The following is a 16168-nucleotide window of genomic DNA, read 5'->3' as shown; positions in this document are numbered from 1 at the left end:
TCTTTCGTTGCTCGGCCTTCGTTTACTGCTTGCGCGACCAGCGCAGTAGATTGCGCTCTATTCCACGTATTTTCTGGGTACTCGCGGTGAGAGCCCACAAAGGATTTCGTACGGGACTGTCATCGCGTAGCTGGCGTGTTCCCACACTGAAATACTGCAGTCACCGGACGAGCCCATCAGCGTCACTTCATCTCCTATGCTGACGCCGGGAATGGCCGTCACATCAATCGTCGTCAGATCCATTGAGACGTTTCCGGCGATACCCGCATAGCTGCCGCGTACGATCACACGGCCGCTGCACGAGAGTTGGCGAGTGAAGCCATCGCCATATCCCACAGGAATCACAGCCAGTCGCGTCGGCGAGTGCGTCACATGAGCGCCGTTGTATCCCACGGCTTGCCCGGCAGCCACATCGCGCATGGCGATGACGCGGGTCTTCCACGACAACACCGGCTGAAGCGGAAGCTCCAGCGAAGCATCCGGCGTTCCGCTCACGACAGAAGTAAACGGCAGGCAATGTCCGAAGAGAGCCAGTCCGGGACGCACCATGTTCTTCCACGTGTTCGGCCGCGCAATAACGGCCGCGCTGTTCGACATGTGCTGGTAAACCGGAGTGAGTCCGTGAGTCGCCAGCGCCGCGACTGAAGATTCGAATTTCGCCAACTGGCGATCAACCCCCGGCGAGTCGAGAACTTCCGAGGACGCGAAATGACTGAACACACCTTCCAGAACAACGTGTTCCGCCGATCGGAGGACGTCGGCAAAGTCATCAAGTTCGGCGATCGGCAATCCGAGGCGTGCCATACCGGTGTCGATCTTCAAGTGCACCGGAAGATCGCACGGCGCTTTGCCTAACTTTGCGGCTGCGTTCTCCAGCGCTTCGACGTGCGCCCGCTCCCATATCGCGGGGGTCAAGTCGTAGTGCACTATGGCTTCTTCCTCGCCGCGCCAAAAGCCGGTCATCACCAGGATTCGGCCCGTGATGCCAGCGTCGCGCAGACGAATGCCCTCATCGGTTGAGGTGACGCCGAACCAAGTCGCGCTTTCTTGCTCAAGCGCGCGGGCACACTCCACCGCTCCGTGGCCGTAGCCGTCGCACTTAACCACGGCGCAAACTGTTGCATTCGGAGCGACAAAATCCGTTATCGTGCGGAAATTGTGCTGAAGCGCCGTCAGAGAAATTTCTGTCCAATTTGGACGAGTATATTTTGTGGCTTCTACGCTAATAAGGGACAAAACGGGCACCAAACATCGATTATAACGAAGCAGACACTCTGCCGCTCTCAGACAAGAACCTTAACTTCGGACGGCGGACGGCGGACGGCAGACGGCAGACGGCAGTTGCCAGTGGTCAGTTGTCAGTTGTCAGTTGACGGCAGACGGCAGTTGCCAGGCGCTAGATGTCGGTCGCCAGTTGCCAGTTGTCAAACGATGTCGGACGGCAGATGTCAGATATCTGCCGGTTGCCGGATAAACAACAATCAGTTTACCTGTGGCGACCTGGACTGGGTGGCGCAGGCCTTCGTGGGTGGAGCAGGCCTTCAGACCTGCATTTTGCTGAACGCTTAGAAAGCGGCTTCACAAGCTGCTGAAAAACTGGATTCCTTTGAAGGGTCACGCCTTCAGGCGTGCCGTAAGACGCACAGAATGAACGCCGGCTTTTGCCACTGAGGGCCAATGTCTTCAAGAGTAGGACTTTTTCCGCGGCCTGTTTAGCCGCCGAGGTACGGCTTTGATGAATGACGCTTCGCCGTCTGCCGTCCACTCTACCCCTGAATCCACTCGCTACGGTCCAGGTTCTCGAAGCGAGTTGAAGCATGCAGGAACGCTAGTTGGATGGTATCGGTGGGGCCGTTACGCTGCTTGCCGATGATGAGCTTGGCTTTACCTTGCAGGTCGGGGTTGTTGCGGTCGTAGTACTCGGGACGGTAGATGAACATCACGACGTCGGCGTCCTGCTCAATCGAACCCGATTCGCGTAGATCGCTGAGCTTTGGCTCTTCTTTGCCGCCGCGCGTCTCAGGCGCACGACTGAGTTGCGAAAGGGCTATCACTGGCACGCGCAGTTCCTTGGCCAGAGCCTTCAGTCCGCGCGATATCGCCGAAACTTCCTGCGTGCGGTTCTCGTAACGCCGGCCTCCGGGGCCGGTGGCCGACATCAGTTGCAGGTAGTCCACCACAACGAGGTCGAGCGATCCGTGCTGCTGTTTCAATCGACGAGCCTTGGCGCGCATTTCCGACAATGAGAGGCCGGGCGAGTCGTCGATAAAGATCGGTGCTTCGATCAGCTGGTTGAAGCCGTCGCGCAGTTTCGCCATATCGTCTTTTGCGAGAAAGCCAGTGCGCATCTTCTGCGAGTCCACACGCGATTGCGAGCACAACATACGCATCAGCAGCGCTTCACGCGACATTTCCAGCGAGAAGACGGCGACCACCTTGTGGTCGTACACCGCGGCATTCTCGGCGATGTTGATGGCGAACGCCGTCTTGCCCATCGAAGGACGCGCGGCGATGATGACAAGATCCGAAGGCTGCAATCCAGTCGTAAGCTCGTCGAGGTCGGAGTAGTGCGTCTCCAGGCCCGTGATCCGCTTGCCACGCGCATAGAGCGCGTCCAGGTTGCCGCCGAAGGATTCGCGGGCGATGTCGCCCACGCCCATCAAGCCCTGGCCAATACGGTCGTCGGAAAGCTGAAAGATCGACGCTTCCGCCGAGTCGAGCACCTCGGCCGCCGTGTCCGCCTGGTCCATCGCGCGCTCGATCATGCTGTTGGCGGCATGGATCACGCCCCGCAGCAACGCCTTATCGCGCACGATCTTGATGTAGTGGTCGATGGAGGAACGCCGCGCAACACCATCCGTCAGCGAGACGATGTACCCGACTCCGCCGACGGCCTCCAGTTCTTTGCCCTTCTGGAGTTCTTCTGTCAGCGTGATCGGATCGATAGGACGGCCCGCATCGGAAAGGTCGCGCATACGCGCGTAGATGCGGCGGTGAGCGTCCAGCGAGAAGTGCTCTGGCAGCAACTCACTCGAAGCCTGATCTTGTAGCTGATTGTCGAGCAGGACAGCGCCCAAAATGGCGCGCTCGGCCTCTGGGTTGGCCGGCATTCCGCGGTCGAGACTGTATTCGGTCGATGCCATCCTGTACTGACTTGGCCCTAATCCTGGCGACGACCTGCGCCGCCATCAATCCCTCGCGATGAAAAGCGAGGGCGAAGCTTTTGTGGAACCACATAGGAAGCTGGCGAAGGAATTCGGGCGAAGCTGCTGAACGGCTTCGCCCGTTTCCCGTGTTGAAAGAACCCTTGTGACTTTAACCCATTCCTAAATTGAGCCCGGGTGTGCCAGCCGCACACTCCGGGCTCTAAGGATGAAACGTCTTGCGAGGATTTCCGGCTTCGGGCCTCGCGGCCTCCACCGAAAACTTTTACTTCCCTGCTCCCGCCGCCGTAGGCGGAGAACCGTTTCAACCGGCGTCGCTGAAGCCCTTTGCCCCTGAGGCCCTTTGGCGAATCGGCATCGCTGCCAGTCGCCCGCGGCCTACGGCTTGAGTTTGCGGCGCCAGTGTTATCCGGCAATCGCTGTGCGGGAGCCGACGAATGCGAAAGTCAAATCCATCGCTCGAGTCGCGCGCGCTTTGCGCTGCTGCGTAGTCCGAAAGACAGATTCGACTAACCGGTAATCCGGCGAGCCAAGACGCTCAGTTGCCCTTTGCGCCATCGCTCTTGCCGCCCTCGCAACGCCCTTTTGGACGCCTCAACGGCATCCCGTTGTTGAGGCCGGCATCTTGCATCGCCATGCTCCCGTCAGCAACCGTAGAAGCACCACGCTTGAGCAAATTCACCCTTGCGTTAGAAGCAGATTGCACCAGCAACATTCGCTACTCAAGCGCGAAACAGCTTCGTCTTGTGACTATCCTGTTGAATTCGCGGAATGTTGTGGAAGGCCGAGGAAAACTCAGCAGAAATCCTGGATGGGCAGGGTCAGGCAGCACGGCACGGCCAAAGATGATATTAGAGCGTCATATCGACCGGAGCGTCGAAGGCGCGAAGTGGAGACACTTTGCGTTTGGTGTGCAGTGCAGCCGCAAGGCGGTTCGACCACGCGCCAAAGAATGGCGCGCTCCGTTCACCATGAGCTTTTAATCTGATGGCGAAAGTAAAAAGGGCACGGCCGAAGCCGCGCCCTTGAACTCCTGAAATTGCTAATCGTGAACGCCGTCCATAAATGCACGCAGCTTCCGCGAGCGCGATGGATGACGCAGCTTGCGCAACGCCTTCGCTTCGATCTGGCGGATGCGTTCGCGCGTTACCGCGAACGACTGGCCGACTTCCTCAAGCGTGTGCTCGGAGCCATCTTCCAGCCCGAAGCGCATCTTGATGACCTTCTCCTCACGCGGAGTCAGCGTGCGCAGCACCTGCGCCGTCTGCTCCTTCAGGTTCACGTTAATAACGGCTTCGGCCGGAGAAACAACCGCGCGATCTTCGATGAAGTCGCCAAGATGCGAATCTTCCTCTTCGCCGATCGGCGTCTCCAGCGAGATGGGCTCCTGTGCAATCTTCAGCACCTTGCGAACCTTCGCGACCGGAATGTCCATGCGCTTGGCGATCTCTTCGCTCGTTGGCTCGCGGCCAAGTTCCTGCACCAACTGACGCGAGGTGCGGATGAGCTTGTTAATCGTCTCGATCATGTGCACCGGGATACGGATGGTGCGGGCCTGGTCGGCAATGGCACGCGTAATCGCCTGGCGAATCCACCACGTCGCATACGTGGAGAATTTGTAGCCACGGCGATATTCGAACTTGTCCACTGCTTTCATCAGGCCAATGTTGCCTTCCTGGATCAAGTCGAGAAATTGCAGGCCGCGGTTCGTGTACTTCTTCGCGATGGAAACCACCAGCCGAAGGTTCGCCTCAATAAGCTCGCGCTTGGCGTGCTCGGCGTCCATGTCGCCCTGGATGATCTCGCGCTGCGTGCGCTTCAGGTCATTGAAGTTCGCGCCCGCCTCGTGCTCGATGTGCTCCAGGTCTGACCGAAGCTGACGGCATTGCTTGCGCAATTCCTTCTTCTGTTCTTCGCCGCGGACCGCGTCAATGCGCTTCTCCAGGTTCAGGGCCTGGCGATCCAGCGCGCGCATGCTATCGACCGTCTTGTTGACGCGGTCGATCAAGCGCTTGCGCTCGTTATTTGTGAAGCCCAGCTTCCGAATGATCTTCGAGATCTGCACCTGCTCGCGGCCCAACTGCCAGCGACATTTGCGGTTCTCTTTTGGCTTCTTTTTAGCAGGCAGTTCCGCCAGCTTTTCGGCGAGTTGCAGCGATTTCTTGTAGTGCTTATTCAGTTCGTCGATGCGACCGACGATATCTTTCATCCGATTCTGCAATACATCGTCGGTGATCTCTTCTTCATCGAAGATCACCACTTCCTTGATCGAACGGACGCCGCGCTTCAGGTCCTCGCCGATTGCGAGAATTTCGCGGATAACGATTGGCGAGCGCGATATCGCCTTGAGAACGCGCAATTGGCCGCGCTCGATGCGTTTTGCAATCTCAACTTCGCCTTCGCGCGTGAGCAATGGAACCGTGCCCATTTCGCGCAGATACATGCGAACCGGATCGTTAGTTTTTTCGAGTGCTCCGGGCGTAAGATCGAGCTCGACGTCTTCGCCGGCCTCGATGTCCTGGTCAAATTTCTTGTCGAGAGTAGAAGAAGGCAACTTCGCCGGACCTTCCAGTACGTCGATACCCTGCGTGCCGATTGTTGTCAGCAGGTCGTCGAGGTCCTCGGGCGAATGCAGATCGTGGGGGATGAGGTCGTTTACCTCGTTGTACGTGAGGTACCCTTTTTCCTTACCCGTATCGATCAGTTTTTTAATATCATCGTACTTGTCTTCGAGAGCCAAGCCCTTATCCCTTCACCGGCGCCTGGTTGGGCAGCCAAATCACATTTGCACACTGCGGCGGGAGCGGTAAGAATATTACCGGCACATGCAGAAACTTACGTATTTTATCACCTGAAACTCCCACCTCCCAGCACTAAGAAGATTTCCTTCAAGCGTTTACACCGGGACTGTCCCAATTTCGCCACTGTAATTTAGATGGCAATCAGCGTGTCAAGGTTTCGTTCTGTTTGTCTTTTCTCCGGGAACGATAGGCCTAAGTCACTGATTGCATGGGTATTCGTGTCGGTTAAATCGCGGCCATCGAGGCCTAACTCCTGCCGTAAGCTCCGCCACCGCGCTTCCCGTCAGCACATCACTCGTTAACACCGCAATACACGCGAAGTTGCTGGTAGTCCGAAAAGCGAAGGAGCACTGGGCTCAGGCCCGGACAGCGGCTAAGGGGTCATGTGGATGCTGAAGCGGATCGCATGGCCCGATCGAGCTCCATTTTCTCTTGAACCAGTCGCGTAAGCTCGCCGGCATCGTTGCTGCTCTGGGCGGCGACGATCAGGGCCTTCAGCTCCCGCTGACGCGCTTCCAGCTTCGGACGGCGCAGAGCCGCCAGGGCACTCTCCAGCAACTCCGCCGTAAGCTCTTCGTGCTCATCCAGCAGCGCCGCAGCCAGAAGACTCCGCTCGCTCTCCTGAAGAGGCAACGACATGGGATCTGCACCCTCTTCCTCAGCCTTCAGCAGCGCCGCAATGAGCGCCTCCGTCCGCAAGCCTTCGTGCAGATGCTCGGACGTGAGCGCGTAATGCGCCTGCCGTGCAGGTTCGAAGTCCCCGTCGTGTCCCTCGCGTTGCGGCACCGGATCGTGCCCCAGGTCGCCAGCCGTCGCCAGCGCGCGGATCAGTACGCGCTCGGCATCCGTGACGAGAGCCTCAGGAGGCGGAGCCACCTTGGTCGTCTTGCGTTCGCCCGCAACGTGCTTCAGTTCCTGCCGCAGCACCGCAGAGTCGATCTGCAGCTTCTGCGCGATTTCCATCGACAGCTCATCGCGCACGATGCGGCTCGGCACGCGCTGCACGTGCGGCAGCAGGTAATTTACGGCCTTCACTTTGCCCTCGCCCGTTCGTACCGGGAACAAGCTGCGCGCCCGCTCAATCAGGTAATCGAAGTATTTCTCCGACTTCCGCAGCGCATCCTTGTACGCACCCACGCCCTTGCGGCGGATGTAGAGGTCGGGATCGAAACCCTGTTCCAGAGACAGCACGCGTATTTCGAAATCCTCGCCGACCAGCAACGCCAGAGAGCGCTCGGCTGCCGCCGCACCCGCCGTATCGGGATCGAAGTTGACGACGATTTTTTTCGTGAACCGTGCCAGCAACCGCGCCTGTGGCTCCGTAAAAGCCGTACCCGACGACGCGATGACGTTGTGAAAACCGGCGTTGAAGACCGAGATGCAATCCATCTGGCCTTCCACGAGGATGACGTAGTCCAGCGCGCGCATCGCCTCTTTTGCCAGATGCAGGTTGTAGAGCACACGCGACTTCGAATAGATCGACGTCTCTGGAGAATTCAGATACTTCGGGCCGGACTTCTCGTCCGCCGCAAGTGTGCGTCCCGTGAATGCGATCACCTTACCCGATTCGTTGCAGATTGGAAACATCACCCGATTGCGGAACTTGGAGTACAGCGCCGCCTTCTGCGCTGGCGATTTATCCCTGTTTGCGCTGCTCTTAGCTATCTCATCCTGAGCGGCGGGCGACTTGCCGCCCGGAGTCGAAGGAACCCTGCGATCTTCTCCAACCTCTTTCCACGAGAACAATCCCGATTCGCGTAGCAGTTCGTCTTCGGTTGCGCCTTTCAGCTTGTCTCGCAACAAGAACCCGGACTCTGGCGCAAAGCCAATCCGGAAGCGTTCGATTGCTTCCTCTGTAAGTCCCCGCCCTTTCAGATACTCGCGCGCAGTTGCCGCGTCCGGACGCCGCAACTGCTCCTGGAAAAACTTGCATGCTTGCTCGTGCAGGTCGATGAGCACGACGCGCTGCTTGGCCTCGCGCGCCTCCGCAGGAGAGCTGAACTGCATTTTCGGCATCGCGATTCCGAGCTTCTGCGCAACCAGCCGAACCGCTTCGGGAAACGTCACGTTCTCGATCTTCTGCACGAAGCTGAACACGTCACCCGACGCGCTGCACCCAAAGCAGTGATAGAACTGCCGCGTCGCATGTACGGAGAAAGAGCCTGTCTTTTCGTTGTGGAAGGGACAGATGCCGGAGTAGTTCTGCGCCCCCGAGCGCTTCAGCTTTACGTACTCGCCTACAATTCGGACGATGTCGGCCTGCTGCTTGACCGTGTACGCGAAATCACCGGGGTTCGCCATTGACTACTAGTCTGCCTCACGCCGCATCGCGTGCGGCATTGAAATGCCAGTCTTCCGGTTCAAAACTGTGGAAATCCTGTACATATCAGCCCGGTGGCCCTGAGGCGATGTGGAAAAAGGATAGCTTTCGATAAAAACTGTTACAGCCATCTATCGCGGAAATCTGGATTACTGGTGGTAAGGCGATATCTCGTCAGGTATCTTGCCGAACGCTGCGTTACCCAAGAAAGCTCAGTACGCCAGCCATCGTAAACGCGCACAATGAGTACGGAGGACTTGAACTTCTTAACGTCTTCTGGCGACACATTCACACGGGCAGATCCAACTTTGGTTGTGGCCACTGCTCCTATTCCCGTGAACGATGGTCGTTTGGGCCACGGGATGCTTGTGTAGACGCCCTTGTACCAACCACGAGGCTTCACAAGATGCTCAGGTGCTTCTATCCAGCCGTTTTCGTCTGTGCTACATGACAATTGGTCTGATGTTTTTGACCATGCGCCTAGTGGATGTTCCGGGTACGGGTATTCGAGCCAGCGCCAACCGTAATTCACAGTTAACGCCTGTGACCGGATAGGTTGACCTGAAGCGCCATCAACGAACCGGAATCTCATCACCGGAACGGCTACCGTGTCACCAAAGATGACAGCGGGACGGTTGTTCTTAGGGTCTGGAGATGCTGCAATCGCGTCCTGAAAGGTTTTCGGCTCAAACCATTCCGTGCAGGTGTTCGTCAGTTGTTGCGCCGATGCGAAGCCGATAGAACCCAGAAGCAGCGCGGAAAAGATCGCCAGTTTCATCACGGTGACATTGTGCCGTACGATTGTTGGTGTGAACAGCCCATATCACTCACTATCCAGCCAAAAATGCAGGACACCAACGAATTCACGAAGCTATTGGCAATGGACGTTACTCTTCCGGCGTGAGTAGATTGGCATCGCGGGCGAAGAGCCAGCGGCCATCGGACTGCTTGCGGAAGAGCGTCATCGTGTAGCCCTTAGCGCGCGAAGTGTTGCCGTTGGGAGTGGTGATGCAGACTGCCAGCTGCGTACGCGTACAGCCAAAGTCGCCGCTGATCAGCACCTCTTCGACGTCGGCATTCGTTGCGACTTTGGCTCCCTTCATGGGCCCATCCCACGCCGCCTTGAATTCTTCTTTGCCGAATGGCGGCTGGCCCGGAACGATGAAGACCATGTCGTCGGCAAGGAGCGTAAGCATGGTGTTGACGTCGCTGGCGGAGGAGGCGCGCAGCCAATTGTCTACCACGGTGCGAATTGCTTGTTCGTCGCTATTCATAGGTTTTAATCCGCAGTCCGGAACCGCAAAAAGTCGCAGGCGGCAGAGAAACAACGTTTGGCGTAGCTGCTTGGCAGTTTCACGCGACTCGTCTCCTGCGCAGAAGCCTACAACTCGGATTGTGCGTTGTGGAAGGACTTTCAAGATTACCGTTCGATTGTGCGGGCCTTTTCTCGACAGATTTGAGGCGATGCGGCTTCGCTTCGAGATGCGCATCTACGGCTACGTGTTATGCCCGAGAACGATCGAATCAGAGTGGACCGCGAGATCAAGACAGATGCGGAACAAAGTCGGCAACCCAGGTTAGCGCCCAACCACAAGCGCGAACCTGGGGCACCCGGCATTGCGAAGATAGTTGGCGAGAACAGGCCATCCCACTCCCTATCCAGCAAATCTGGATTACTTGCGATATGGCGATATCTCAACAGCTATTTCTTTGACGCAACAAGAAAAACCACTGCGTTGCTGGCGAGAGAACATTGAATATTCTTCTCAGGAGCGATTCGTGAATGAAGCTCGTATCGGAACACCGCTTCATACCTGCCTTCGGGCAGTAGCTCGACGCCAGTCAGTTCTTGTGTAGTCAAGCTGGTGACGAGTTGTTTGCGCCCTTTCGGTTCGAGCCTCGTCGGGTTACTTGCCGGCTTTGTAGGAGACGCTCCAGCGGAACCAACGCCTCTACCAACTCCGCCCGAAGCGAACACTTCCCAGCTGTTCCCCTTGCGCTCGTAAAGCGTCCAACCGAATCCACTGGAATCCGAACCGATTTCGACTGTGTTCTTACTGCCATTCACAAGTTCAATCTGCCACCGGGAATCTGTCCGACTGGCGAGCAGTTTCAACGATGCACACTCAGCATCCGCCGCACGTACCATCTGGCACGTCATGCAAATCAGCACAAGCATTGAGAGGATGTGCATGTTCTTCATGGCAAGAAATCTACGCCTAATCACAGCCGAGTTTCACGATAGTTGGCGGTATCAGGCCTTACCACCAGTAATCGTTCGAACATTGGACAAAATGTCAAAAGGCGACCATGTCTGCCTGGACTCACATCGGCCAACTGCCGCCTGCCTTCTATTTACAAACCTCGGCCGCTGTTCTACCCTGCGCACTCTTGTTCATACATACCACTATGAAACGACTAATCCTCACCGCTCTTATCCTTTGCGCCCCGGTCATCCACTCTGCAAACCCGAAGCTCGCGCCAGCGGACATCGTCGGCAAGAGCATCACCGCACTCGGCGCGGTGGAAATACGTGCGCAATTGAAATATCAGGAGCTCACCGGAACCGCGACAATGCGTTCCATGAGCACCGGCGGACTGAACGGCGGTACGGCTGTACTCGTCTCAGAAGGCCGCATGGTGAAGTTCGCTACGAAGTTCGGTCAGAAGGGCGAATACCCCGGCGACCAGTTCGTGTTCGATGGAAACAAGGTAATGGTTTCCAACATTACACCCGGCCGCCACTCCTCTCTCGGCGAGTTTTTCTGGTGGCAGCAGACCGTGCTGCGCGAGGGACTCTTCGGCGGAGTGCTCTCGACCGCCTGGCCTCTCTACGATTTGGCAGCCCGCAAGGCCGAACTCTCCTATGACGGCACCACCAAAGTGGACGGCCGCGATGCGCACCAGATCGTCTATCGGCCAAAGAAATCCGACGGCGCTCTTAGCATCCGACTGCTGTTCGACGCGGAAACATTCCGTCATGTGAAGACGATCTATGACGTTCGCGTGCCCGCGAATCTGGATGTCCAGGCGGTGCGCAGTGAGCGTGAACAAAATTCCGTTTACCGCCTGGAAGAAACATTCAGCGAATTTCGCCAGGTTAATGGCCTTACGCTGCCGACCAAACACAAGCTCACTTACAGCGTGGACGCCAGCTCAACCCAGAACTGGGTGTGGGAGATTACCTACAACGACCTGAACGGCGTATCCCTGGCTGCCGTGGCGCCATAACAGCCACAAACGGAAACGCGCAGCCAACAGCGAGCGGCTGCGTGTGAAACCGGGAACTGCTTACGCCTGCACTTTGATCCATCCGCAATCGCACGCGTCGTCGACGATCTTCTGCACGATCGGATACACCTCCGGCATCCCGATCATCACCGGTTCCATGCGCTTCAACACCTGGTCGCGACGCACGTTGTGGATGCGCCACGTCCCGCCCTCTGTGCGCGAGTTATGCAGCAGCGGTTGCAACCGGTCGAGCGCGTTCGCAAACTTCGATTCCGAAGTCGCCCGCGCCTCGAACTCTTCCCAAAGCCCGCGCAACTCCTTGCCCTGCTCGGCCGGAAGTAACCCGAAGATGCGCTCGGCCGCCTCGCGTTCGCGCTCCTCCTTGCCGACATTTCCCGCAGCGTCGTAGGCGAAGACATCTCCGGCGTCGACCTCGACGACGTCGTGAATCAGCAGCATCGTGAGCACGCGGGTGACGTCCACCGGTTCGACCGCATACTCGGTCAGCAGCATCGCCATTACAGCCAAGTGCCACGAGTGCTCAGCCGAATTCTCGCGCCGCGACTGATCGCATAACAGCGTCTGCCGCAGCACGGTCTTGAGCTTATCGATTTCGAGGATGAAAGAGAGCTGCTGTTGAATGCGAGTCATCGGTACATTTCACCATAGAGCGGAAGAGCAGACAGCGGACGGCAGACTTCAGACGTCGGAAAGCAGACGGCGGAAGAGAAGACAGCGCGCTTTAGACGTCAGACGTCGGAAAGCAGAGACGGCAGACAACAGATCAATGTTAGACGACAGCCAAAAAAGCTTGTCCTCCTGAGCGGAGCGGCGAAGCCGCGTAGTCGAAGGACCCCTTTGATCTCCTATGCACCATCACCCAGGCGGCACGCACTTTTAAAGCGAAGCTGACGTCTCCCGTCCGATCTCTGCGGTCTGCGGTCTGACGTCTGCCGTCTGTCGTCCGCCTTCCGCCGTCCGCTCTTAAACCTTCAGTTCCACGACTGTCGCGCCGGCACCGCCTTCGTTCTGCGGAGGCTCGGTTACGTTCGAGACCTGCGGATTTTTCTGCAAGTACTGCCTGATTGCCTTACGCAGTATCCCCATCCCGCTGCCATGCACGATGCGCACTCGCGACAAGCCCGAAAGGAATGCGCGGTCGATGAAGCGCTCGACCTCGCGCGTGGCGTCATCGACCGTGTGACCGATCACGTTGATCTCCGACGGCGCACTGTCGTCTTCATCGCGGAGACTCACGCTGATGCCGCGAGCACGAGCGGCCTTCACTGGATTGTCAGCGGCGCGGCCCACCACCTGCGCAATGTCGCCAAGCGGCACCCGCGTTTTCATAATGCCGACCTGCACCTCGACGGCTTCATCCTCCAGTTTGCGTAACACCGTGCCTGTGCGGCCCAGCGACTTCAGCATCACGGTGTCACCCTCGCTCACGCGCTGCATTGCCTTCTGCTGCGCCTGCGGTTCGTCGCGATCCGCGCCGGTCGTGTGTGCCACGACCGCGTGGTTGAATTGCTCACGAAAATCGCGGCGCGCCTTCGCAATCCTCCGCTCGGCATCCTTTGAGAGCTTCAGCGCCGCCGCCCGGTCCTGCACGGCACTTACGGCTTCGCGCGCGTGGTACTCGAAATCCTGCAACAGCGTCTCGAGCTTGCGCTCCATGTCGCGCACCTTCTCACGCTGCTCGCGCAATCCGTGCTGCTCAACGTGCTGGCGCTCTTTCGACAACTCCTGTTCGCGTGCTTTCACCTGCGCCCGCTCGGCTTCCAACTGGCGCAGTTCGTTATGCAGCTTGTCCAGGAAGCGCGCAACATCCTGCGTCTGCGAACTGAGTCGCTTACGCGCCTCGCCGACTATCTGCTGATTCAATCCGAGCTGTTGCGCGATATTGATGCCCGCCGAGGCTCCCGGCACTCCGACGCGCAATTCGTAGGTTGGTGCCAGCGTGCGCTCGTCGAAACCAACAGCGGCGTTGACGACGCCTTCCGTGTTTGCAGCATAGACCTTCAATGAAGTGTGGTGTGTGCTGATGATCGAAAGCGCGCCCGCCCGCAGGAAGTGCTCCGCGATGGCCACCGCCAGCGCCGCGCCCTCTTCCGGATCGGTTGCCGAGCCAAGTTCGTCCAGCAACACCAGCGAATCCGCCGTCGCCTCATGCGAGATGAAATCGATGTTCGTAACGTGTGCCGAAAAGGTCGAGAGGTTCTGCTCAATCGACTGGTAGTCGCCGATGTCGGCCAGCACGGCATTGAAAATTGGAAGCTCTGCGCGGTCTGCCGGCACGGGCACTCCCGCCTGCGCCATCAGCGCAAGCAGTCCAACCGTCTTCAACGCCACCGTTTTTCCGCCGGTGTTCGGACCGCTGATAATAAGCTGCCGATGCTCGCGATCCATCTCCAGCGTCATCGGCACGGCGCTTGCGCGCTTCGCACGCAGGTTGCGCTCCAGCACCGGATGCCGTGCATTGCGCAGCACGATGGAATCGCGCGAGTCGCCGCCAAGCAAGATCACCCCAGTGCAACCGTAATCTTCCGCGAAGCGCGCCTTGGCGAATTGCAGTTCCAAGTCGCCCAGCACCTCTACTGCGGTCGCAATTGACAGCGAGCGCTCGCCGATACGGCGTGTCATCTCCAGCAGGATGCGATGAATCTCCGCCAGTTCTTCTTCCAGCAGGCGTACCAGATCGTTGTTCTGCTCGATCGTCTCCAGCGGTTCAACGAACACGGTCTGCCCGCTCGAACTTGTCCCGTGCACGACGCCTTGCACGCGCCGCTTCTGCTCCACCTTGACGGGAATGACGAAGCGTTCGCCGCGTATGGTGATCAACTCGTCCTGAACGGCGCCGCCTTCGGCCAGCCGCCGCAGGTAGCCGCGCAATGAATCCTGAATTTGCCGCCGTTGCTTCTCCGTCTCGCGACGTATGCGCGCGAGTTCTGGCGACGAGCGATCGTCGAGCGTGCCGTCCGGCAAGATCTTGTTACGGAAGAATCGCAACAAATCGGTGAAGTCTTCAATGGCCGCCGATACCTCCACCACGGCGGGCCACTCCGCCCGCATAAACGCCGGAGGCTGAATCGCGATCTCGCGCCACTCGGCCGCGCGGTCCACCACGGAGACGATCTGCCGTATCTCTTCCGTCTCGAGCGCCGCACCCTGTATGCGCGACTTGTCGAGCAGCAACGTGGGATCGGTCAGCCCGGCGAATTCGAAACGGCCTCCGGCGCGGTAGTATTCGCGCAGCTCAGCCGTCAGTTGCTGCTGGCGTTCGATCCACGCGCGGTCCGTAGAGGGCACAAGCTCGGCGAGCCGCCGCCCTCCGAGTTGCGAACTCGTATAACCGCGAAGTATTTCGCGAAACGACTCGAATTCCAGCACGCGAGCGCTGGTGTGCATCAGTGGACTCTGTTGCATGATTACGGCCAAATTGCCTCGTTCATGTTAGCACCCGGAGATGCCCTGTTTGGCAAGCGCGAGCCCTGCCCCGTTTGCTGCAAGCACCCGGTTTTCCAGCTCTTGTGACAAGCGTCACTGCCGGTCCGGACATTCGCGGTGCTAGAATTTTGGTGTCATGACATTCCCTACGAGTCGTTTGCGTCGACTGCGCCGCACCGAAAGCCTGCGGTCGTTCGTCCGTGAAACCAAGCTCTCTCCTGACGGTTTCGTCTACCCCATGTTCGTCTGCCCGGGTGAAGGCATACGCAAGGAAGTTCGCTCCATGCCCGGAGTGTTCAATCTTTCGATCGACGAGGCCGTCAAGGAAGCCGCGTCGGTGAAGGCGCTTGGGATTCCCTCGGTCATCCTCTTTGGTGTGCCCGAGTCCAAGGATGAGGCTGCGAGCGGAGCGTGGGCCGAAGACGGCATCGTGCAGAAAGCCACCCGCGCCATCAAGCGCGAGACGCGAGATCTGCTCGTGATGGGCGATGTCTGCCTTTGCGAATACATGTCGCACGGCCACTGCGGAATCGTTAAGCAAGTCTCCACGCCCGCAGGTTCCGTTGCAACCGGCAGCGCCGCCGCCGGCAAAGCACCCGAGCCCGAGTACGAGATCGTCAACGACGCGAGTTTAGAAATCCTGGCTAAGACCGCCGTGTCGCAGGCGCGCGCAGGCGCCGACATCATCGCACCTTCGGACATGATGGACGGCCGCGTCGCCGCAATCCGACAGGCACTAGACGCCAACGGCTTTCAGAACACGCCGGTGCTCTCCTACGCAGCCAAGTTTGCCAGCGGCTTCTACGGTCCGTTCCGCGAAGCCGCAGATTCCGCCCCAGCCTTCGGCGATCGCCGCTCCTACCAGATGGATCCCGGCAACATTCGCGAAGCCATGATGGAGATACAGGCTGACCTCGACGAAGGCGCTGACATGATTATGGTGAAGCCCGCCATCGCCTATCTCGACGTCATCGCAGAAGCTCGCCGCCGCTTCGACGTACCGCTCGCGGCCTACCAGGTCTCCGGCGAGTACGCCATGATCAAAGCCGCAGCGCAGAATAATTGGATCGACCATGACCGCGTCATGATGGAATCGCTGACCTCCATCTACCGCGCCGGCGCAACCATCATTCTCACGTACTTCGCGAAAGAAGCTGCACGAATACTGGGGTAACAGGAAGCGGACATCGGACGTCAGACGGCAG

General features: G+C 58.5%; 10 protein-coding genes. 2 read left to right on the top strand and 8 right to left on the bottom strand.

The window, feature by feature from the left end:
• Window positions 1-57 precede the first annotated feature (57 nt).
• From alr to VN622_04965, 6 genes are all read right to left on the bottom strand, one after another.
• Window positions 58-1245 (bottom strand): alanine racemase, encoded by a 1188-nt coding sequence (gene alr, locus VN622_04990; protein ID HWR35211.1) that lies wholly within the window; start codon window positions 1243-1245, stop codon window positions 58-60.
• A 521-nt stretch (window positions 1246-1766) separates the two neighbouring features.
• Window positions 1767-3143 carry a replicative DNA helicase gene (gene dnaB / locus VN622_04985; GenBank protein ID HWR35210.1) on the bottom strand — a complete coding sequence of 459 codons (1377 nt, stop codon included), beginning with the start codon at window positions 3141-3143 and terminating at the stop codon, window positions 1767-1769.
• Between the two features lie 1063 nt (window positions 3144-4206).
• The gene (gene rpoD / locus VN622_04980; protein HWR35209.1) at window positions 4207-5904 is read right to left on the bottom strand and encodes an RNA polymerase sigma factor RpoD; all 1698 of its coding nucleotides are present in this window, start codon (window positions 5902-5904) and stop codon (window positions 4207-4209) included.
• 442 nt (window positions 5905-6346) lie between these two features.
• Window positions 6347-8266, bottom strand: a complete 1920-nt coding sequence (locus VN622_04975; protein HWR35208.1) for a CHC2 zinc finger domain-containing protein — start codon at window positions 8264-8266, stop codon at window positions 6347-6349.
• A 140-nt stretch (window positions 8267-8406) separates the two neighbouring features.
• Window positions 8407-9063, bottom strand: coding sequence for a hypothetical protein (locus VN622_04970; GenBank protein HWR35207.1), 657 nt, complete (start codon window positions 9061-9063; stop codon window positions 8407-8409).
• A 109-nt stretch (window positions 9064-9172) separates the two neighbouring features.
• On the bottom strand, window positions 9173-9559 hold the full coding sequence (locus tag VN622_04965; GenBank protein HWR35206.1) for an SgcJ/EcaC family oxidoreductase: 387 nt from the start codon (window positions 9557-9559) through the stop codon (window positions 9173-9175).
• A gap of 1135 nt (window positions 9560-10694) precedes the next feature.
• Between VN622_04965 and VN622_04960 the strand changes: the two genes are divergently transcribed.
• Window positions 10695-11516, top strand: coding sequence for a hypothetical protein (locus VN622_04960; GenBank protein ID HWR35205.1), 822 nt, complete (start codon window positions 10695-10697; stop codon window positions 11514-11516).
• Window positions 11517-11576: 60 nt separating this feature from the next.
• Here VN622_04960 and VN622_04955 read toward each other — a convergent pair whose 3' ends face one another.
• On the bottom strand, window positions 11577-12167 hold the full coding sequence (locus VN622_04955) for an HD domain-containing protein (GenBank protein HWR35204.1): 591 nt from the start codon (window positions 12165-12167) through the stop codon (window positions 11577-11579).
• A gap of 333 nt (window positions 12168-12500) precedes the next feature.
• Window positions 12501-14924, bottom strand: coding sequence for an endonuclease MutS2 (locus VN622_04950; protein ID HWR35203.1), 2424 nt, complete (start codon window positions 14922-14924; stop codon window positions 12501-12503).
• 175 nt (window positions 14925-15099) lie between these two features.
• Here VN622_04950 and hemB point away from each other — a divergent pair, with 175 nt between their 5' ends.
• Window positions 15100-16137: a porphobilinogen synthase gene (gene hemB, locus VN622_04945; GenBank protein ID HWR35202.1), complete on the top strand. Its 1038-nt coding sequence runs from the start codon at window positions 15100-15102 to the stop codon at window positions 16135-16137.
• Window positions 16138-16168: the final 31 nt, after the last annotated feature.

Source organism: Clostridia bacterium, assembly GCA_035561135.1.
Classification (GTDB): Bacteria; Acidobacteriota; Terriglobia; order Terriglobales; family Acidobacteriaceae; genus DATMYA01.
Note: the sequence above shows the minus strand (reverse complement) of the source record. Positions and strands in the feature narration are given on the sequence as shown.